The following is a 19,432-nucleotide window of genomic DNA, read 5'->3' on the forward strand; positions in this document are numbered from 1 at the left end:
TCTGGGATAGGTTCTGCTCTTGATTCGAGTGTCTGTCCGATACCCTTAAGTTACACGATGGCTTTTGATCAGTTCTTCAAGTGCTCGGGAAGCTATCCTTGATAAATTTCTGCTAACGCAACTGTTAAGGAAGGGTATGTAAATTCAAAGCCAGCGGTGGTGAGTTTTTGTGGAATAACTTGTTGGCCTTCTAAAATCATCGTTGAAGATTCACCCATAGCAATTTTCATTACAAAAGAAGGGACGGTAAACAGACAGGGACGGTTCAGAGCCGATGCCAACTGGTTTGAAAATTCACTGTTTGTTACGGGACCTGGCGCCGTTAGGTTAAATGCGCCATTGCAAGCCTCGTTTTCGAGCAAAAATGCTATAGCGTCAACCATGTCCTGAAGGTGGATCCATGAAAGGTATTGGTTACCATGTCCTAGTTTACCTCCTACGCCCAACTTAAACGGCAATGCCATCTTTCCAAGAGCTCCACCTTTATCGGTCAACACTACGCCTGTGCGCAGCAGAACTACTCGCGTGACGCTATTGTCCACTCCGTTAGCAATCGACTCCCATTTACTGCACAGTTGATGAGTAAATTCATCGTTCGGCTGCGTATCTTCAGTGACCTGTTTATCAAGCTGATTTCCATAAAAGCCAATAGCTGAGCCTGATATAAAAACCTTTGGAGGGGTTTTACAATCATTTATTTTGGCGACGATCTCAGCCGTGGCAGACCACCGGCTTTCGCAAATTATTCGCTTTTGAGTGTCTGTCCACCGCTTATCTGCAATGGGCTCGCCAGCAAGATTAATGACAGCGTCAAATGCTGACATATCCTCGATTTTTGAAACAGAGTCCAAGATGTCAATATCACCGCCAAGTAGTGCTTGCGCCTTGTCTCTATTTCTTGAAACAACAGTAAAGCTGTGTTTCTTTTGGTGCTGACGTATGAATTCACTTCCAATAAGACCTGTTCCGCCAGTTACGAGGATATTCATTTACATTCTCCGTTACGCAGGCTTATTGCAAGAGAGCATAAGAGACACCGAATCAGAAAAACGCAGTGCATGAGGCTTGTCTACTTCTACCTCAGCGTAACGCACAGAAGGGTGTTCAGCGGCTATACTGAGAACATCCGCTGTTAGCTTTTCCAGTAAAGAGAAACGGTTATCTTCTACTAACTTTATGATTGCTTTGGTGATGGTTTTATAATTCAGCGCATCACTCATGTCATCTGTGTTTGTTGCCTTCTCCGCGTCATAGTCAATCTTGACATTCACAACAACGTCTTGCTTATTTTTTATTTCGTCTTCGTTGATACCAATGTAAGTGCGAAGTCTTAGGTTTTTGATTCTTATTGTGGCGAGGTTGAAATTCATTACAGTCTCTTGTTTGTAGTTAAATATAAGTCGTTGTAAAGTATTGTCGTTTCAGTAAGGAATGTAGCATAAAATGTCAATGGAACTACGCTCTCCAACCGCAAAAATTCTAATAGTACTTGCTTGCCTAGTGGTTGTAATGGCAGGTGTAAAAGCTGCTAGCGCTATTATGGTGCCCTTCTTTCTCTCTATATTCATTGCTATAGCTTGTAGCCCCGTTATTCACTGGACCTCAAAATTTGGGATTCCTAAATGGCTATCAATCACCTTTGTTATACTGCTAATCGTCATTTTTGGTTTTCTTTTAGCTGGACTTGTCGGGCAGTCAATGACCGAGTTCAGAGAAAACCTTCCGCAGTATCGAAGCAAACTCGATTCTGAATTTGCATGGGTGGTCTCTAAACTGTCTGAATACAACATTCATATCAATAGAGAACTCATTGCATCACATTTAGATCCCGCGACCGCTATGTCTGTTGCAACTAACTTTATAAGCGGTATGGGCGGTGTACTTTCCAATCTCTTCTTAATACTTCTAACCGTTATCTTCATGCTTTTCGAGGCTGATAGTATCCCTCGAAGACTGCATATTGCGTTGGCAGATCCAAACATGAAGCTAAAGCATATCGATAGATTTATTCGCTCCGTGAACAGTTACCTCGCAATAAAAACAGTAGTTAGTTTAGGGACTGGACTTATCATAGGGTTATGGTTATACGTGATGGGCGTAGATCATTTTATGTTGTGGGCAGTGTTGGCATTTATGCTTAATTTTATCCCCAATATTGGATCAATAATTGCCGCGGTGCCTGCAGTACTTATTGCATTCGTGCAACTAGGACCCGCGCAAGCAGGGTTTGCGGCTTTAGGCTTTGTTTTAGTAAATACTATTATGGGGAATATGGTAGAGCCGAGACTTATGGGGAAAGGCATGGGCTTATCTACACTTGTTGTCTTCTTGTCTTTGATTTTTTGGGGATGGCTATTAGGTACCGTAGGAATGCTGTTGTCTGTTCCATTAACGATGGTCGTTAAAATTGCCCTCGAGTCTAGAGAAGAAAGCAAATGGTTGGCGGTGCTTCTGTCCAGTGAAGGTGATAAGCAAGACGCCTAGGTACAGGCTAACTTGTGATGTGGACATACACTTGGCTCGTTTCCCAAAAGTGGACAGACACTACTCAATATTGCGATTTAATTTTGAGCTTAGATGAAATAATCGCATACCATTGAACTAAGTTAATCGAGTGTCTGTCCGTTTAGTGCGTTTCGCGTTTAGGTGCGTTCAGAGAAGGTTTTGATTTAAGTGTGTGTCCAATTTCAACGTTTTTTCATTTCTTGTGCATTAGAAATTGTAAAAAGTGTCTGTCCACTAACTTTGCATTAACTTTGCGTGCTGAATTGGTGATTAGCGTGCTTCACTTTCTTGTGGAAAGCTTACCGTCACACTTGCGCCGCCGAGAACACTGTCTTCAATTTTCATTCTACCTTCGTAAATCGAGACTAAATCAGCAACAAGTGCCATACCAATACCGTGACCTTCTGTATAGGTATCTAAGCGCTTACCACGTTCTAACAAAATTGCTTTTTTATCTTCCGGAATGCCGGGGCCATCGTCGTCAAACCTTATGATCAACCAATTGTTATCCGTATTCGCCGATACTGATATCGTGGAGTTTGCTGCTTTGCATGCATTATCCAGAATGTTTCCGCATAACTCCATCAGGTCAGTTTCATCTCCCTTGAAGCGCGCCTGTTTGTCTATGTCAAACTCAATCGTTAACGCTTTTTCTTGATATACTTTGTCCATGGCATCAGCAAGTTTATGTAGCACGGGCTCAACGCTAATGGCATTTTGCCACCCCGTCTTGCCTGCGCTAGCACGCTTTAGTTGTCGTTGAATAATTCTATCAATTTGTGACAGTGAATCGGTCACTTCTATTGGTAACTCGTTGTGACCAGCTGCGACTGCAAGTGGTGTTTTTAAACTATGAGCTAAATCTCCCAAACTATTTTTATAACGCGTACGCTGCTCGGCTTCGGTGTGGAGTAGGTCATTTATAGAGTGTTTTAATGAATTGAATTCAATAGGGTAGCGTTCGTCTAGCTCTGGCTTCTTACCACTTGAAGTAAGTGAAATCTCTTCAATTAGTTTTCTAACAGGCGATAGAACAAGACTAATGCCAACCACAATAAACACGAGTAACGCAAAGCAAAGCGTGAATATCCAACGCCATGTAGTAGTTAGAAACGTATTTCTTTCCTGCTCAAAGAGTGTTTTGTCGTTGAAAATGTAAAAGCGCACTGGCTCAAAGTCGCGGCTTGACGCAAACTCCGCAGTAAATGCATAAACAAAAAAGTCAGAGGTGTTTGCAAATTTAGGGGTATGCTTGTCGATAAAAAGTTCATTCCCTACTGCAACGTCTATATCCGGTGCAGTGAACGTATACTCTAATGCTGAAGCTGACTGCCATATAACTTCATCCCTAAAAACGATTAGTCCTAAATACCCAGAACCAGGGAGATTTAATTGCTCTTCGTAAAGGATCTCGGGCATGTAAGGCAAGTCGCCATCTAGCTCAAATGCAGATAATAAACCCAAATTCATCAACCGCAATTCGCTCATTTTCGCTTGGGTCAAACTTTTGGTATAGGCATCGTCAAGAATGATGACGGTGAAAGGTGCAAATAGGGCAAGTAGCCCTATTGCCAATAAAATACTTCTAAGGCGAAGCGACAATTGCTTCATAAATTGCGATTTATCCGGTAACCACGACCACGCAGGGTTTCAATAGGTTTCAAAACGCCTTTGGGGTCAAGTTTTTTGCGCAATCTGCCTACGAAAACTTCAATCACATTACTGTCTAAATCGAAGTCTTGGTCATAAATATGCTCTGTAAGCTCAGTTTTGGAGATGACCTTTTGCGGATTTAACATCAAGTATTCCATGACCTTGTATTCGTAGGCTGTTAAATCTAATGCATTCCCATCTAGGCAGAGTTCTTCGCTTACCGTATCAAGCGTAATCGGGCCAAATTGAATAGTAGGATTTGCTTGGCCTGATGCTCTTCGAATTAGAGCCTTGGCTCTAGCCAGCAGCTCTTCATTGTGAAATGGCTTAGTGAGGTAATCATCTGCGCCTGCATCAAGACCTTCAACTTTCTCCTGCCACCGATCTCTTGCTGTAAGTATCAGAATGGGGCATGAAATATCGGCTTGTCGGGCCTTTCGTATAACTTCGAACCCGTCCAATTTTGGCATGCCTATGTCTATTATCGCCAAATCATAGTTGTACTCTTTTATGAGAAAAAGTGCATGCTCTCCATTGTCTGCCAAATCTACGCTATATCCATTTTGTTGAAGCAGAGCATCTAATTGAGTTAGTAGCCTACTGTCATCCTCGGCTATGAGAATACGCATATTAATCCTTATCTTTGGATGTCTTAACCTTGCCTGAGCGTTTATCTACATCCACCGTTACCACTCGTCCTGATTTTTTCAGTACTTTCACACGATACTTACTGGAAGTTTGTTCTACCTTAAGTACACGGCCATTTTCCGCTTTTCGTGCGCGTTCAGCAGCTTCACTTTTGGTGATACTGGCATTGTTGCTTTGCTGTGCAATAGCTGTGTTTGCGCATGAAAATGTCAGCACAATACAAAGCATTACAACTCGAAGCGATAATGTCATACAACCTCACCATTAAAATCTCGCCCAGACCAAACTATCGCTAAGTATACCTTGGCTATCTGAACCATTACTGAATTAACTTTAGTCTACCTCGCTTGCAATAAACTGTATATAAGCCTTAAGTCACTATTGCAGAAGTTCTTTTTACAAGATGAAAAATCGGACAGTCACTCGCTCTAGATTAAGAATCAACAAACCATGTTGATGTTAATAACCAAATGAAACCTATTTGAAATGGACACTCACTTTTGTTGGGCAGAGCGAAAAACGGAATCCAACTTTACAGCCGAGTTTGATTATTGATGTGTCTGTCCGATTTTAGTTCGATTTTAGTTTTCGTATGGAAGGGAAAGTGTCTGTCCGTTTTTTAATGCGTTGCAAAAGTGAGTGTCTGTCCTTTATTTCCTTCTTTTTTCCTCGCAGAAACAAAAAAGCCTAGCAGGTGCTAGGCTTTTTGATGGGTGTCCATTCTTTTACGGCAAAACTTTTTTGTACGGTTTTACTATTACGCTTTCGTAGACGCCAGCTTCGATGTATGGGTCGGCATCGGCCCATGCTTGCGCATCTTTTAGCGAGTCGAATTCAGCCACCACCAATGAACCTAGGTGAAACCCGCAGGGCCAGGGTCGGGGCTATCAACGGCAGGGAAGGGGCCTGCCATAATTAGCCGACCTTCTGCTTTTAACGCATTTAAGCGCTCTAAGTGTGCAGGGCGTGCTGCAAGGCGCTTGTCTAAGCTATTTGCAACGTCTGTTGCACAAATCATATATAGCATCGGTTTTTACCCTTTATTCGTCGCGGCTTTCATACCTTCAACAAAGCTACCAAGTTCACTTAGCATCTTATCGTTGTCGTCAAGGTTCGCAGCTATAATATTTACTGTGGCAGAACCAGATATTGCGCCAGAGGCACCCGCATCAATTGCAGACTTAACTTGCTCTGGCGTCGAAATACCGAAACCCAGAAGGGCAGGCGCAGCCTTATGTTTATTCAATCGTGCTATCAAATCTGCAGCAGGAACATTGGCGGCAGTTTCCGCACCGGTTACGCCTGCGCGCCCAAGCAGATACGTATACCCCTTCGAATACTCGCCAATTTTTTCCATTGTTTCATCAGTTGCATTGGGCGGCGCAATAAGGATTTGCGAGATACCCGTTGCATCTGCAGCTTTTTGAAACGGAACGGCTTCTCTAATTGGCACATCGGCTACCAATATTGAGTCCACGCCCGCTTCCTGCGCTTTGCTGTAGAAAGTTTCAATGCCCTGCGCCATCACTAAGTTGCTGTATAGCAGTAAGCCAATTGGCACGTTAGGGTATTTTGCGCGAACGCGAGAAATTACGCCCATGCAATCAGCAACGGTAACTTTGTTGCTCAAAGCGCGAATAGCTGATGCTTGAATTGTTGGGCCATCTGCAATTGGGTCTGAATAAGGAATACCCAACTCAAGTGCATCAGCGCCGCTTTCAATTAGCTGGCAAATAATAGCTTCAGATTGCGCAAGGTCAGGGTCGCCAACCATAACAAAAGGGACAAATGCGCCTTGGTTCTTTTCATCCAATTGCGCAAACATTTGTGCATATCGTTCCATTATAAATCATCCCCTAAAATGTTAATTACGTGCGCAAGATCTTTATCACCGCGACCCGACAAGTTCACAACAATGATTGTTTCTTCTTCGGCTTCATCGGCCATATTAAGCGCATGTGCCAAGGCATGTGATGATTCTAGTGCGGGTATAATACCCTCCTTGCGTGCCAGTAGCTGAAAGGCATTCAAAGCTTCTTCATCTGTTGCTGCAACATATTCAGCGCGGCCAATATCGTGCAGATACGCGTGCTGAGGGCCCACTGCTGGGTAATCGAGCCCCGCTGAAACTGAATAACTTTCTTCAATTTGGCCTTCTTTGTCTTGCATGATAAAGGTGTAAGCACCATGTAAAATACCCTTAGTACCAGTAACAATAGTGGCACCGTGCTCTTTGGTGTGAACCCCTTTACCAGCAGGCTCTACACCCACTAAGCGCACTGATGGCTCATCGATAAAGTCTGCAAACATACCGATGGCGTTTGAACCACCACCCACGCACGCCACCACGGCATCAGGTAGACGGCCTTCTTTTTCCATAATTTGTGCGCGAGTTTCTTCGCCAATCATGCGGTGATATTCACGTACGATAGTAGGGAAGGGGTGCGGACCTGCTGCTGTACCCAATAAGTAGTGGGCTGTTTCATAGTTGGCAGACCAGTCGCGCATCGCTTCGTTAACGGCATCTTTAAGCGTACCAGAACCCGCATTTACTGGTATAACTTCAGCGCCCATTAGCTTCATACGGAATACGTTAGGTGCTTGACGTTCTACGTCTTTTGCACCCATATAAATACGTGCTTTTAGGCCCAAAAGCGCGCAAGCTAATGCTGTTGCAACACCGTGCTGACCCGCGCCTGTTTCGGCGATAACTTCAGTTTTGCCCATGCGTTTAGTAAGCAGTGCCTGTCCCAATACCTGATTGGTTTTGTGTGCACCGCCGTGCAATAGGTCTTCACGCTTTAGGTATAATTTTACTTTTGGATTGCTAACTAAGTTACGGGTTAGCGTCATCGACGTTGGGCGGCCCGCGTAGTCTTTTAGCAGTGAAAGAAATTCTTCGTTGAACGTGGGATCGTCTTTGGCATCCAAAAACGCTTTTTCCAGCTGATCAAGGGCGGGAATAAGCAATTCGGGCACGTACATGCCACCAAATTCGCCAAATTTTGTATCTAGTTGGTTCATTACGTTGTCCTGTTTCTTGAATTAATATTGGCGGCACACTTCAAATAGTGCACTCAATTTGTCAGCTGATTTGATGCCAGGCGCATCTTCTACCCCTGAATTCACATCAATGATGCCGCAACCTGCGGCGATAGCGCCTTCTACGTTCTGCGGGTTTATGCCGCCCGCAAGAACGAGCTTATGCTTTTGCTCGGCGCTGTCTAACAATTGCCAGTTAAATGATTCCCCCGTGCCACCTTTGGCATCGCCTACTTGGCAATCTAGAAGCACGCGGCTAATTAATGGGTTATTTAAGTGTCTGTCCACTATTTCGGGTAGCGAGTTTGTTGTATCTGCTTTCACGCCTTGTGCAACCCAAATCTCGCAACCCTCAGGCAGCTTATCTGAAAGTGTGGCCACATAATGTTCATCTTCACTACCGTGTAATTGCACGGCAAATAAACTAAGCGATGCCGCCAGTGATGCAACTTGGTCTACGTCACTATTCACAAATACACCGACAAAAGCGCCGTTAACTTGTTGAGTTATAGTTTGCGCCATATCGCGAGCAACATAGCGGGGCGATTTCTCAGCAAAGATCAGACCGCCAAAACTGGCGCCTAGGTCAAATGCCATCTGCGCTTGCTCTGGGGTAGTTAACCCGCATACCTTTACTGCACCATTTACCAAGGTTTTAACCGCACGAGGCAAATCGTCTTGCGCCATCAGTGCACTGCCTACCAAGAACCCATCCGATATGGCAGCTAGTCTCAACACGTCATCATGGGTATAAATGCCAGATTCGGAAATGACCACAAAGTCGTGGGTAGCAGCCTCTAGCATGGGCACTAGGCGTTCTGTGGTAGCAAGGTCGGTAGATAAGTCGCGCAGGTTACGGTTGTTGATACCGATAATGCTAGCCTCTAACGCTATAGCGCGCAGCATTTCTTCTTCGTTACTTACTTCAGTAAGAATGTCTAGGTGCAGGCTATCAGCAACGGCGGCTAACTCGCGATACTCGTCGTCGCTTAGTACGCTAAGCATAAGCAATACGGCATCGGCGTTATAATGGCGTGCCAGATACACTTGATAGGTTTCAACAAAGAAATCTTTGTTCAGCACAGGCTGCGCAACGCGCTCGGTCACATAGGCAAGGTATTCGAACTTGCCTTGGAAGTACTTTTCGTCAGTCAGTACAGAAATACCAGCAGCATAGGGGGTATATGCGGCCAAAATTTCGTCTAAATCAAAATTGTCGCGAATAAGGCCTTTTGAAGGCGACGCTTTTTTGCATTCAAAAATGAAGCCAGCGTTAGGCTCGCTAAGTGCCGCAAACAAACTTTTTTGAGACGGCATCAGAGCGCCCTTAAAGCTTTCCAATGGCAAAGCCGTTTTTCTAGCCGCAATTTCTTCACGCTTGTCTGCAACAATTTTCTCAAGCACATTAGCCATTCGTGCTTACCTCCTGAGTAATTTTGGCTACCTTTGAAAGTAACTGCATGGGTAACCCCTTGGACATGGCGTCCATCGCCATCTCGGCGCCGTCTTTGAAGCTATCAGCTTTGCCCGTCACTTTTAACAATGCGCCACAGTTCATCGCAATGGCCGCACGGTGCGCTTCTTTGCCTTCGCCGTTCAGCGCAGCTTCAACAAACTGTCGGTTTTCTTCTGGTTCACCGCCTTCGATAGCCGATAACGGATAGCGCGGTAAACCGAAATCATCTGATGTCACGGTTAGCTTGCGAATATCTCCGTGCTCTAGGTCGTAAATCATCGACTCGCCGTGCAGCGCCAGCTCATCAAGGCCATCGCCGTGCACTATCATTGCGCGATGTTGGCCAAGCAGCATAAGGGTTTTTGCATACGGTTCAAGCAGTTCGGGGGAGTATACGCCGAATACACCATGAGTTGGACCCGCTGGATTTGCTAGTGGACCCAAGATGTTAAACAAGGTTCTGGTCTTCATCGCAGCGCGCACGGGGGCTGCGTGGCGCATACCGGCGTGATAAACAGGAGCAAAAAGAAATGTGAAATTTGCTTCATCTAAGCATTTTCGCGATAACTCGGGGCTAATTTCTAAATTCAACCCGAATTGACGAAACAAATCGGCTGAACCTGATTTGCTCGACACACTACGATTACCGTGCTTAGCTACTTTTACACCGCATGCAGCCGCTACCACACCCGCTGCACTTGAGATATTAATCGTGTTGTGGCCGTCACCACCTGTCCCCACAATGTCGGCAAACTCGTAGTTCGGCGTTGGGAAGGGAAGGGCATTGGCAACCATTGCACTGGCTGCACCTGCAATTTCACTTGGCGATTCCTTCTTCATTTTAAGCGCGGTAAGCACTGCTGCTATCATTACCTCGCTTTGTTCACCGTGCATAATGCTGTTAAACAAGCTGTAGGCTTCGGTTTGCGAGAGCGACTCACGCAACATTAATTGTTCAAGAAGTGGGCCTGCGTTAAGCATGATTGGCTCCCTGTAACGTTAAATAGTCAATACTTTGCTTAAGTAGCAAACTGCCTTGGGCGGTTAAAATAGATTCCGGGTGAAACTGAAAGCCCAACATACGATCGTCTTCGCTATATACTGCCATCACTGCTTCGCTGCCATCGTCATTCACTGTCGATGCGCATACCGTCAGTGCATCTGGTAGTTTATGTGCAACCAAAGAGTGATAACGCGCCACGTGCAAGGGTTGTTGTAACCCTTCAAACATTGCCTTTTCAGTGTGAGTGATTGCCGATGATTTACCGTGCATGACTTGGCTTGCGCGTCCAACTGTACCACCGTAGTGTTCTACAATGGCTTGGTGGCCTAAGCAAATACCAATTACAGGGAATACGCCTCGTACTTTGTTAAGTAGTGCTGGCATGCAGCCTGCCTCACTGGGTGCGCCAGGCCCTGGCGATAGCATTAACAATACTGGGCCTTTTGTTGCTTGTTCTTGCATGCGTTCAAACAACATGTCGGCCGAAACGGTATTTCGATAAACCTTAATATCTAAGTCTAGCGTGCGTAGTTCATCAACCAAGTTGTAGGTGAATGAATCTACATTATCTAGCAAAAAGAGGGTGGTCACTTGTTGGTTCATGCGTTGCCCTCCGTGCTTGATACATATTCTTCTTTTAGTGCCGCTTTAACAGCGCCAATAACCGCTTGCGCTTTGGCGCGCGTCTCATCGGCTTCGGCTTGTGGGATTGAGTCATGAACTACGCCAGCACCCGCTTGGATGTAAGCGGTGTTGTTTTTGACAAATGCCGAGCGAATAACAATACAGGTGTCCATGTCACCCAGCCCGTTAAGATAACCAACCGCACCGCCGTAGCTGCCGCGACGTTTTTGTTCTACTTCACGAATAAGTGTGGCAGCACTCACTTTCGGCGCACCTACTAATGTGCCCATGTTCATACACGCTTGATAGGCATGTAGCGCATCTAAATCGTCTCGAAGCTGACCTACCACTCGCGATACAAGATGCATTACATGTGAATAACGGTCTACTTTTAGTAGGTCTTTCACGTAGCGGGTACCTGGGCGACTTACTTTAGCAACGTCATTTCGCGCAAGGTCAACAAGCATAATGTGCTCTGACTTTTCTTTAGTGTCTTCGCGAAGATTTAGTTCAATGCGACTGTCCAAATCTCTATCAATCGAGCCGTCGGCGCGTTTTCCGCGTGGTCGAGTGCTTGCAATGGGGTATATTTCAACCTGGTTGCTTTCGCTTTCGTATTTAAGTGCAGATTCAGGCGAAGCGCCGAAAATACTAAATGCTTCATCCTGCATGTAAAACATATACGGACTTGGATTAGATTCTTTCAGCTTTGCATAAGCGAGTAGTGGCGATGGGCAGGGGAGAGAAAATGTGCGTGATGGCACAACCTGAAATATGTCGCCAGCCAAAATATGCTGCTTTAAGTCGAGTACGTGGTTGCAAAATTGCTCGTCGGTGATGTCCACAGAAGCATCGTGGTTATCTGTTAAATTGAGTGACTGTCCACCTTTTTCGAGTGACTGTCCACTTGGCCCTTTTAGGACAGGCTCCGCTGGCATATCGTGCAGCTGTTGGTGGATAGCTTCTAGGCGCTGGGCAATGGTGAAGTATTGCTGAGCGACATCTTGCCCGCTAAATACACTACCAATGATATGCGTTTCGCGCGTTTGATGGTCAACGGTAATGAGCGTCTCGGCAAGGTAAAATACAAAGTCTGGACAGTCATTTTCGCCTTCTGCAACCTCGGGGAGTTTTTCGAAACCTACCAGCATGTCATAGGCAAATACACCACCAAGAAATACAGCGTGGGGGTGCTGACGTATGGGGGTAACCTTATTGACAACAATACGCAGTGCATCCATAACACTTGCGGCTTTTAAACGACTGTCTTCGTCTAAATCTGCATCGGCATCGTCACACTCTAGGGTAACCGTTGTTGATGTACTGTCTACTACATTTAGACCATCAGGGCTTTGCGTAGTGAAAAGTGGAAGCACAGAGGCGCCATTGCCAGTAAGTGCTGTAATTTCAACGCGATTGCCTCTGCATTCCATACGCAGTGCAGCGTCAACCATCAGCAAGCTTTGTAAGTCATCTTTCGAATCAATCTCTGCCGACTCTAGCAATAACGCGTTGCTTGTATTTCCACACAAGTGAGCAAAAGCCGCGAGTGGGTCGTCAATGTAATGACCTACTTGTTCTATTGTCTCAACCTTGCCTGGGGAAGTGCCCAGTTCCGCTAAACTCATTTTTGCTTCTCTCCAACTGCAAAAAGATAAAAAAAAGGCCCGTATAAACGGGCCTTTATGTGTTTTCATTCACGCACTACAGTGCACACCGCCCGTTAAGTTAGGGAGTGCCACCACCAAGTTGCAACTGTCATTGCTGTAGAAATTTTTTGCGTGTGCATGAATTACTCGTTGTTTGTTCAAACTTCAATAGGATTTGAAGCCGTTAGTACGTATACTTTGTGTATATAGAAGAAAACAAATTGCCTTTTGTGTCAACCATAAATTTGCATAAGACATTGAAAATAGATCTACATAGTCATACAAAATTCTCTGACGGGCATTTAACCCCTGAAGAACTTGTCCTTCGCGCGCACACCATGCAGGTGGATGTGCTGGCGATTACTGATCACGATACCGTAGCTGGATTAGACAAAGCGCACAGCGTTCAAGCAAAGCAGAAGCGCCCGCTTACGCTAATTGACGGGGTGGAAATATCCACGTTGTGGCATGGTTTCGATATTCACGTTGTGGGGTTAAATGTTAACCGCCAGTGCCCAGAATTTTTAGCGCGCTTAGACGGGCAAGCACAAGTGCGCGAAGCGCGTGCAGGGAAAATTGCTGAAAAATTAGAAAAGTGTGGCTTTGAAGGCGTGTTACCCAGAGCTAAGGCACTTGCCGGAGTCGGTCAAGTAACCCGTGCACACTTTGCAAGAGTGTTGGTCAACAATTACGGCGTACCTACCATGGAAGCGGCGTTTAAAAAATACCTTGGCAAAGGCAAGCGGGCGGCGGTTAAAGCTGAATGGCCGAGTATTGAAACGGCGATAACGTGGATTCAAGATGCTGGCGGCCAAGCGGTACTTGCACATCCAGCCCATTACGATATGACCGCAAAATGGCTACGCCGTCTGGTAGCGCTTTTTGAACACGCTGATGGTGATGCCATCGAAACAGCGTTTCCGGGCATTAATAAAACCAAGCAAGAATTGATTAATGAACTTGCGCAAACCCATAGTTTATTGGCATCTGCAGGGTCAGATTTTCATTTCCCTTCACGATGGACAGAGCTAGGCAAAAACTTAGGGATTAGCAGCAAACTTACACCAGTTTGGCACAATTGGACGCAGTTTGACGCACGAGGGGCAAATAACTAAGCATGCGCAAATACTGAGCGTGTGTAAATAGTTAGGCATGCCCAAACCAACAAGACCAAGGCTAGCTTGATAGAGCAAGCAAGTTGAGACGAGAGAGGCGTTATGAGTCAGTTTTTTTACGTACACCCTGACAATCCGCAGAAGCGTTTAATAACGCAAGCATGCGAATTGATTCGAGAGGGCGCAGTTGTGGTTTACCCCACTGATTCTGGGTATGCCATTGGTTGTCAGATGGAAGACAAAAGAGCGCTTGATCAGCTCTGCCGTATTCGACAAATAGACAAAGAGCATAACTTTACCCTTATGTGTCGTGACATGTCGGAATTGTCGATTTATGCGAAGGTCGATAATACCGCTTTTCGTCAAATCAAAAACAATACGCCAGGGCATTACACCTTTGTGCTAAAAGCCACGAGAGAAGTGCCTAAACGGCTGCAAAACCCGAAGCGGAAAACCATTGGTATTCGCGTGCCTGACAACGCTATTGCGCTTGCTCTGCTTGAAGAGCTTGGTGAACCACTGATGTCTACGTCGTTGATTTTGCCGGGAAATACAATGGCGGAATCTGACCCTGATGTTATTCGCGATAATCTTGAAAAACAGGTTGGGCTTATTATTCACGGCGGTTATATTGGTGAGCAGCCTACAACGGTTGTGGATCTTTCCGAAGATACGCCTGTTATTGTGCGTCATGGTACGGGTCACCCCTCACCGTTTGAATAAAGTACTGTTTAAATAAGGTGCCGTGCTAGCCATATTGCGTGCTGGCGCCATGCGCAAATGCGTTGGCAACACATTACACTGCATAACCTAAACGACAAATAACAATAAGCGTGTAAAACGCATAACAAGAACGAAGAATTGTGCCGGAATTAAAAGAAAACAGCATTCAGAACGACGCTGTTGTGACTGCGCCAGATAACGAAGTAGCACTGCAAAATACCGCGGCAACGCCGGTTCAGCAGCCATTGCCGCTTGCGTTTATTAATGGCGAAGCCGTCATAGAAAAGCCTGAAGACCTTTTTATTCCACCTGATGCGCTAGAGGTTATTTTAGAAACCTTTGAAGGCCCCCTAGATTTACTGCTGTATTTAATCAGAAAGCAAAAGTTTGACATCACTACGTTGCCTATTGCCGATGTGACCAAGCAATACATGGAATATGTTGACGCAATGATGTCGCTAAAGCTTGAACTGGCAGCTGAATACCTGTTGATGGCCGCTATTCTTGCCGAAATAAAGTCAAGATTATTGTTGCCGAAACGCAGTGATGAGTCGGACGAAGAAGAAGATCCACGAGCCGAGCTTATTCGCTGGTTAAAAGAATATGAGCTGGTGAAGCAGGCCGCAGAAGACTTAGACTTACAGCCTCGCCTAGAGCGTGACATTTACAACGTACATGTAGAGACAAGCGATAACGTAGCACCTGTTCGCATTGAGCCTGATGTTACCCTTGCTGAAATTGTGCTTGCCTTTAGCGCAGCAATGAAACGGCATGAGGCCTTCGAGCATCACACCATTGAACGGGAGGCGCTTAGCACCAGAGAGCGCATGTCGTTGATATTGTCTGTGCTAAATAATACCGAATATACGCCTCTTGAGCGCCTTTTTACGGTAGAAGAAGGCAAGGCTGGCGTTGTGGTTTGTTTCCTCGCCATTTTAGAATTAGTAAAAGAACAGCTTATTTTGTGCATTCAGGCAGGTCCTTATGCCAAAATTCATGTAAAATTAGGTGCTCATGAAGAAAATTAACACGGCGCAGCTAAAGCAGTTGGTTGAGGCAGCTATCTTTGTTGCTGATAAACCTATTTCAAGACAACAGCTTAAAGAGACTGTACTGAATGAATTTAGCGTGGCGGATAGAACCTTAAGCAAGGTCCTAAACGAGCTAAAGTTAGATTATCAACCTCGCGGTATTCAGTTAGTAGAAGTTGCAAGCGGCTTTCGATTTCAGTCGTTAGATGCGCTTAGCCCGTGGTTAAGTAAATTATGGCAAGAAAATGCGCCCAAATATTCACGAGCAATGCTCGAAACATTGGCGCTTATTGCATACCGTCAGCCCATTACGCGCGGAGAAATTGAACAAGTGCGTGGTGTTGCGGTAAGCAGCAATATTATAAAGACACTCACAGAACGAGATTGGATTAAGGTAGTGGGTCACAAAGAGGTGCCGGGCCGACCTGCATTATACGCTACCACAAAAGGCTTTTTGGATTATTTTTCGATGACGTCGTTAGGTGATTTACCTAACGCTGAAGCGTTTGAGAATATGGCTGAAAGCATTGCGTCTGACTCGCCGCTTAAGGTGTTAAATGAGGCACCGTCTGAATAGACCGTGCGACCGTAAACAAGCAATTAAAGAGTGAAACCATGACTGAAAAGTTGCAAAAAGTACTGGCTAACCAAGGGCTAGGCTCGCGACGAGAAATGGAACGTTGGATAGAAGAAGGACGTGTATCTGTAAATGGTGCCGTTGCTACTCTCGGCGATAGAGTTGATCACACCGCGCAAATACGTGTAGACGGGCATTTATTGTCACGTCAAACCGAGCAACCAATATGCCGTGTATTGATGTACAACAAACCCGAAGGCGAGTTGTGCAGCCGTCACGACCCTGAAGGCCGAGACACCGTGTTCGACAGATTACCTGCTATTCGCTTAGGTAGGTGGATCACTGTTGGTCGTCTTGATATGAACACCAGTGGCTTATTACTGTTTACCAACGATGGTGAATTAGCGAACCGTTTGATGCACCCTAAATGCGAAGTTGAACGTGAGTATGCGGTGCGTGTATTTGGTGAGGTTACGGGCAAAACCCTCAATACCTTGCAAAAAGGTGTTGAGCTGGAAGACGGCGAAGCAAAATTCCTGACAATTTCAGGTACGCCAACGCCACAGCACGCTGAAGAAGAAAGCATGAACCGCTGGTTTAACGTAACCTTGAAAGAAGGGCGCAATCGTGAGGTTCGTCGTTTGTGGGAGTCGCAAGGCGTACAAGTGAGCCGACTTATCCGCGTTAAATACGGGCCAATTGAACTGCAAAAACGTTTACCACAAGGCGCTTGGGTAGAGCTAGGGCTTGAAGATGTCAATGCACTTCGCAGCCATGTTCAACTGCCAGATGAAACGCAAACTATGGTGAACGTGCGACAAGGCAAGCTTGATCATGCCAGACTTAGCCGTATGCGCCGTTCTGTTAAAAAGCACAAAGTGCGTAAGCAGCAGGGGTTAAACAAGCGAGCAGGGCGGCCTAGTAAACGCAAGTAGTATTGTCCAACACCTAAAATTGTGATGCAGAGAAGCCGCTAAATAGCGGCTTTTTTGTGCTTGAATTATTGTTACGTTCAATGAAATTTTTTGGGCTGAATCAATTTGAACGAAAACGATCGCATTGAGGCGCTATGGCGATGCCTCTGTCATTTGCCCACGTTTCAATTTTTTCTTTGTTATCAGTAACGAAGCTATTGAAGCTATCAATTATTTCGATGTGGCGTTTCGTTGAAATTTGGTACTTCACTGGGTCTGCATTTACGCGACTAGAAACCGAAACAAGAGCAGGAGATTTGCTTAAATGCTTAAGCTCATTTTGGATTATGGCAATGTTGACATCAATGCCATCAATCATTTCATTCACCAACATTTGTGCGAGTACCCTTAAGGAGGTATCTCTTACTATCTCCAATTTACCCGTCTCAATTGCATCTTTCCATTTGCTTGATGGCGTAAACCCTATTGGTAAGCCTAATCGCATGAAGGCGTCTGGTGGCATGTCTCTATTTTTATCGAGCACTACAGTAGTATCACACACGGTGATCATCGGCGCACTGTAAAGAATATTATTCGTTGAGCTTAACTTCCAACGCGCGTTATCAGGCAGTCGGATATCAATGGCATTTTCATCGAACCAAAAAGGAAAGCGATTCAATGGTAGAGGAATAAATGATAGCTCAATGTCATTTTGTAAAGCGAATTCATGGAGAATTTGATACAGGAGACCGTCGTGTTTACCTTCAGTAAAGTTCATTACTGGCGCATAGTTGATATCTTCTACACCAATCCGCAATGTTTTTGGCTGCGTTTGACTTTCTGTGGCAAGTGAATATGGGCTCACAAAACATATTGTAGCAGCGAGGGCGCATAGAAGGTTTTTAAACATATTTATCTTCAACACTATACCAAAAGCCTGTCTAGATACATTGCCATAATTCACATCAACGGCAGATTAGCACAAGGAAAAATATAACGGGAGCAATACATTACATTTGCTACTTAAGTATAAAGGCGATCTTCCTCAGCATGTTACTCGTAGGTATTGATATTCATTAATGTTGACAAGGAGATGCTATGAAAGACATGCCGCAGTTAGGAATAGGCACATTTCGACTTGAAGGTGACGTGGCGCGAGATGCTGTCACCAATGCATTAGATGCGGGTTTTAGACATATAGATACAGCACAAATATATGGAAATGAGGCGCAAGTTGGCGATGCAATTCAAACTAGTGGCATCGCACGCTCAGATCTATTTGTCACCACAAAAGTATGGTATGAGTCGCTAGGTGACGATCAGTTCATTCCCAGCGTTCACGAGAGTTTGGCAAAGCTGAAGCTTGAATATGTCGACTTGCTGCTCGTTCATTGGCCTTACCCTGGGACAGACATTGCGCTTGAAGCTTACTTAACTCAACTCGCTCAAGCGAAAAAGCTAGGCCTGGCAAGGCACATAGGTGTGTCCAACTTCACCATATATCTGATGAACAAAGCAGAGGCAATTCTAGGTGAAGGTGAGTTGTATACCAATCAGATTGAACTGCATCCGTTTATGCAAAATCAGCAGGTGGTAAAAGCGTGTCGCGACAAAGGGATCCGTGTTACCGCCTATATGCCTTTTGCCGTTGGTGATGTCATGAAAGACGATACGTTAAAGCAAATCGCAGATGCACATGTTGCTACCCCTGCGCAGGTCGTTCTTTCTTGGATGGAAAAGCGCCATTATTACGCCATACCTTCTTCAACAAGTAGACAGCACCTTTCTGAAAACCTAGCCTATGGTGGAGTTCAATTGTCGGATGAAGAGTTGCAGCGAATAGACGGTTTAGATAATGGCAAGCGAATTGTTGATCCTGATTTCGCGCCGCAGTGGGACTGATTAGCCAATAAATTAAGTTAGCAGCTATAAAGTACAAAAACGGTGAGGCGAGCGGCAGCGCGCCCCACCGTTTTTTTGTGTCTGTCCCTTTTTTTAAAAAAATGTTTGCATAAATAAACGCTGTATACTGTATTAATACAGATGGTACAGTTGAGTGTGATATGCAAAATATACAAAAAGTGAAACCGTTAAGTATTCAGGTCTCCACTGGAGATGCTCGTCCTATATTCAAGCAAATTGTCGATCAGGTTCGTATGCTGGTGGCGCGCAATGAACTAGAGGTCGGGGCCAAACTTCCAAGCGTACGAGGGCTTGCTACGCAACTGCTGGTTAATGCTAATACCGTGGCAAAAGCCTATAACGAGCTTACCTCACAAGGTGTACTTGAATCGCATCAAGGCAAAGGGCTATTTGTGGCGCAGCAGCGCCAAATGCTGAGTCAGGAAGCACAGCAGCAGAAACTAGACAGTGCTGTTGAAGTCTTTGTCAATGAAGTGGCCTATCTAGATTACAGCCAAGAGACGTTGCTTAGTACAGTAGCAAATGCGCTGGAAAGCGTTCGCCCTCGTAAAGCGTCAAACGGTGAATAA

20 protein-coding genes and 1 pseudogene are annotated in these 19,432 nt (G+C 45.3%); 8 read left to right on the forward strand and 13 right to left on the reverse strand.

Features of this window, described 5'->3' with window-relative positions; all coding sequences use genetic code 11:
- Positions 1-92: 92 nt before the first annotated feature.
- On the reverse strand, positions 93-989 hold the full coding sequence (locus V6N89_RS07235) for a TIGR01777 family oxidoreductase (RefSeq protein WP_338516981.1): 897 nt from the start codon (positions 987-989) through the stop codon (positions 93-95).
- Between the two features lie 12 nt (positions 990-1,001).
- Positions 1,002-1,370, reverse strand: coding sequence for a dihydroneopterin triphosphate 2'-epimerase (gene folX / locus V6N89_RS07240; protein WP_338516982.1), 369 nt, complete (start codon positions 1,368-1,370; stop codon positions 1,002-1,004).
- 73 nt (positions 1,371-1,443) lie between these two features.
- On the opposite strand from folX, the gene V6N89_RS07245 reads away from it, so the two are divergent.
- Positions 1,444-2,484, forward strand: coding sequence for an AI-2E family transporter (locus V6N89_RS07245; RefSeq protein WP_338516983.1), 1,041 nt, complete (start codon positions 1,444-1,446; stop codon positions 2,482-2,484).
- A gap of 291 nt (positions 2,485-2,775) precedes the next feature.
- On the opposite strand, the gene V6N89_RS07250 is transcribed toward V6N89_RS07245, so the two are convergent.
- The 10 genes and pseudogenes from V6N89_RS07250 to V6N89_RS07295 all read right to left on the reverse strand — a co-directional run bounded on the left by V6N89_RS07250 (position 2,776) and on the right by V6N89_RS07295 (position 12,559).
- Positions 2,776-4,116: an ATP-binding protein gene (locus V6N89_RS07250; protein WP_338516984.1), complete on the reverse strand. Its 1,341-nt coding sequence runs from the start codon at positions 4,114-4,116 to the stop codon at positions 2,776-2,778.
- Positions 4,113-4,787 carry a response regulator transcription factor gene (locus V6N89_RS07255; protein ID WP_338516985.1) on the reverse strand — a complete coding sequence of 225 codons (675 nt, stop codon included), beginning with the start codon at positions 4,785-4,787 and terminating at the stop codon, positions 4,113-4,115. The genes V6N89_RS07250 and V6N89_RS07255 overlap by 4 nt, the downstream gene beginning before the upstream one ends.
- Position 4,788: 1 nt before the next feature.
- On the reverse strand, positions 4,789-5,058 hold the full coding sequence (locus V6N89_RS07260) for a PepSY domain-containing protein (RefSeq protein WP_338516986.1): 270 nt from the start codon (positions 5,056-5,058) through the stop codon (positions 4,789-4,791).
- Positions 5,059-5,531: 473 nt separating this feature from the next.
- A pseudogene (locus tag V6N89_RS07265) lies at positions 5,532-5,833 on the reverse strand (YciI family protein).
- A gap of 6 nt (positions 5,834-5,839) precedes the next feature.
- Complete coding sequence (gene trpA, locus V6N89_RS07270) at positions 5,840-6,649, reverse strand: tryptophan synthase subunit alpha (RefSeq protein WP_338516987.1); 810 nt, start codon at positions 6,647-6,649, stop codon at positions 5,840-5,842.
- On the reverse strand, positions 6,649-7,830 hold the full coding sequence (gene trpB / locus V6N89_RS07275) for a tryptophan synthase subunit beta (protein WP_159627987.1): 1,182 nt from the start codon (positions 7,828-7,830) through the stop codon (positions 6,649-6,651). The genes trpA and trpB overlap by 1 nt, the downstream gene beginning before the upstream one ends.
- 21 nt (positions 7,831-7,851) lie before the next feature.
- Complete coding sequence (trpCF, locus tag V6N89_RS07280; RefSeq protein WP_346993593.1) at positions 7,852-9,261, reverse strand: bifunctional indole-3-glycerol-phosphate synthase TrpC/phosphoribosylanthranilate isomerase TrpF; 1,410 nt, start codon at positions 9,259-9,261, stop codon at positions 7,852-7,854.
- Entirely contained in the window at positions 9,254-10,285 is a 1,032-nt protein-coding gene (trpD, locus tag V6N89_RS07285) for an anthranilate phosphoribosyltransferase (RefSeq protein ID WP_202264728.1), read from the reverse strand. Before trpD ends, trpCF begins: the two co-directional genes overlap by 8 nt.
- Positions 10,278-10,910, reverse strand: coding sequence for an aminodeoxychorismate/anthranilate synthase component II (locus V6N89_RS07290; protein WP_338516988.1), 633 nt, complete (start codon positions 10,908-10,910; stop codon positions 10,278-10,280). Before V6N89_RS07290 ends, trpD begins: the two co-directional genes overlap by 8 nt.
- Entirely contained in the window at positions 10,907-12,559 is a 1,653-nt protein-coding gene (locus V6N89_RS07295) for an anthranilate synthase component 1 (protein ID WP_346993594.1), read from the reverse strand. Before V6N89_RS07295 ends, V6N89_RS07290 begins: the two co-directional genes overlap by 4 nt.
- Before the next feature lie 278 nt (positions 12,560-12,837).
- Here V6N89_RS07295 and V6N89_RS07300 point away from each other — a divergent pair, with 278 nt between their 5' ends.
- From V6N89_RS07300 to rluB, 5 genes are all read left to right on the forward strand, one after another.
- Positions 12,838-13,695 carry a PHP domain-containing protein gene (locus tag V6N89_RS07300; protein ID WP_346993595.1) on the forward strand — a complete coding sequence of 286 codons (858 nt, stop codon included), beginning with the start codon at positions 12,838-12,840 and terminating at the stop codon, positions 13,693-13,695.
- 102 nt (positions 13,696-13,797) lie between these two features.
- The gene (locus tag V6N89_RS07305; RefSeq protein ID WP_338516989.1) at positions 13,798-14,418 is read left to right on the forward strand and encodes an L-threonylcarbamoyladenylate synthase; all 621 of its coding nucleotides are present in this window, start codon (positions 13,798-13,800) and stop codon (positions 14,416-14,418) included.
- Between the two features lie 182 nt (positions 14,419-14,600).
- A complete protein-coding gene (locus V6N89_RS07310) occupies positions 14,601-15,446 on the forward strand; it encodes a segregation and condensation protein A (protein WP_346993791.1) in 846 nt (281 codons plus the stop codon).
- Positions 15,433-16,026, forward strand: coding sequence for an SMC-Scp complex subunit ScpB (gene scpB / locus V6N89_RS07315; protein ID WP_202264736.1), 594 nt, complete (start codon positions 15,433-15,435; stop codon positions 16,024-16,026). The genes V6N89_RS07310 and scpB overlap by 14 nt, the downstream gene beginning before the upstream one ends.
- Positions 16,027-16,064: 38 nt before the next feature.
- Complete coding sequence (gene rluB, locus V6N89_RS07320) at positions 16,065-16,961, forward strand: 23S rRNA pseudouridine(2605) synthase RluB (RefSeq protein WP_202264738.1); 897 nt, start codon at positions 16,065-16,067, stop codon at positions 16,959-16,961.
- A 100-nt stretch (positions 16,962-17,061) separates the two neighbouring features.
- Here the strand turns inward: rluB and V6N89_RS07325 are convergent, their stop codons facing one another.
- A complete protein-coding gene (locus V6N89_RS07325; protein WP_338516991.1) occupies positions 17,062-17,805 on the reverse strand; it encodes a hypothetical protein in 744 nt (247 codons plus the stop codon).
- A 233-nt stretch (positions 17,806-18,038) separates the two neighbouring features.
- Here V6N89_RS07325 and dkgB point away from each other — a divergent pair, with 233 nt between their 5' ends.
- Both dkgB and V6N89_RS07335 read left to right on the forward strand, forming a co-directional pair.
- The gene (gene dkgB, locus V6N89_RS07330; RefSeq protein WP_338516992.1) at positions 18,039-18,842 is read left to right on the forward strand and encodes a 2,5-didehydrogluconate reductase DkgB; all 804 of its coding nucleotides are present in this window, start codon (positions 18,039-18,041) and stop codon (positions 18,840-18,842) included.
- Positions 18,843-19,003: 161 nt separating this feature from the next.
- Positions 19,004-19,432: a GntR family transcriptional regulator gene (locus tag V6N89_RS07335; protein WP_274743010.1), complete on the forward strand. Its 429-nt coding sequence runs from the start codon at positions 19,004-19,006 to the stop codon at positions 19,430-19,432.

The organism is Alteromonas gracilis, assembly GCF_036870955.2.
In the GTDB taxonomy this organism is placed as follows: domain Bacteria; phylum Pseudomonadota; class Gammaproteobacteria; order Enterobacterales; family Alteromonadaceae; genus Alteromonas; species Alteromonas gracilis_A.

Excerpts from the sequence above, each read along its gene's own strand:
- rluB (WP_202264738.1), top strand. The coding sequence starts at position 16,065 with ATGACTGAAAAGTTGCAAAAAGTACTGGCTAACCAAGGGCTAGGCTCG.
- V6N89_RS07295 (WP_346993594.1), bottom strand. The coding sequence starts at position 12,559 with ATGAGTTTAGCGGAACTGGGCACTTCCCCAGGCAAGGTTGAGACAATA.
- V6N89_RS07235 (WP_338516981.1), bottom strand. The coding sequence starts at position 989 with ATGAATATCCTCGTAACTGGCGGAACAGGTCTTATTGGAAGTGAATTC.
- V6N89_RS07260 (WP_338516986.1), bottom strand. The coding sequence starts at position 5,058 with ATGACATTATCGCTTCGAGTTGTAATGCTTTGTATTGTGCTGACATTT.
- scpB (WP_202264736.1), top strand. The coding sequence starts at position 15,433 with ATGAAGAAAATTAACACGGCGCAGCTAAAGCAGTTGGTTGAGGCAGCT.
- dkgB (WP_338516992.1), top strand. The coding sequence starts at position 18,039 with ATGAAAGACATGCCGCAGTTAGGAATAGGCACATTTCGACTTGAAGGT.
- V6N89_RS07335 (WP_274743010.1), top strand. The coding sequence starts at position 19,004 with ATGCAAAATATACAAAAAGTGAAACCGTTAAGTATTCAGGTCTCCACT.
- trpCF (WP_346993593.1), bottom strand. The coding sequence starts at position 9,261 with ATGGCTAATGTGCTTGAGAAAATTGTTGCAGACAAGCGTGAAGAAATT.
- trpD (WP_202264728.1), bottom strand. The coding sequence starts at position 10,285 with ATGCTTAACGCAGGCCCACTTCTTGAACAATTAATGTTGCGTGAGTCG.
- trpA (WP_338516987.1), bottom strand. The coding sequence starts at position 6,649 with ATGGAACGATATGCACAAATGTTTGCGCAATTGGATGAAAAGAACCAA.
- V6N89_RS07245 (WP_338516983.1), top strand. The coding sequence starts at position 1,444 with ATGTCAATGGAACTACGCTCTCCAACCGCAAAAATTCTAATAGTACTT.
- folX (WP_338516982.1), bottom strand. The coding sequence starts at position 1,370 with ATGAATTTCAACCTCGCCACAATAAGAATCAAAAACCTAAGACTTCGC.
- trpB (WP_159627987.1), bottom strand. The coding sequence starts at position 7,830 with ATGAACCAACTAGATACAAAATTTGGCGAATTTGGTGGCATGTACGTG.
- V6N89_RS07290 (WP_338516988.1), bottom strand. The coding sequence starts at position 10,910 with ATGAACCAACAAGTGACCACCCTCTTTTTGCTAGATAATGTAGATTCA.
- V6N89_RS07255 (WP_338516985.1), bottom strand. The coding sequence starts at position 4,787 with ATGCGTATTCTCATAGCCGAGGATGACAGTAGGCTACTAACTCAATTA.
- V6N89_RS07305 (WP_338516989.1), top strand. The coding sequence starts at position 13,798 with ATGAGTCAGTTTTTTTACGTACACCCTGACAATCCGCAGAAGCGTTTA.
- V6N89_RS07250 (WP_338516984.1), bottom strand. The coding sequence starts at position 4,116 with ATGAAGCAATTGTCGCTTCGCCTTAGAAGTATTTTATTGGCAATAGGG.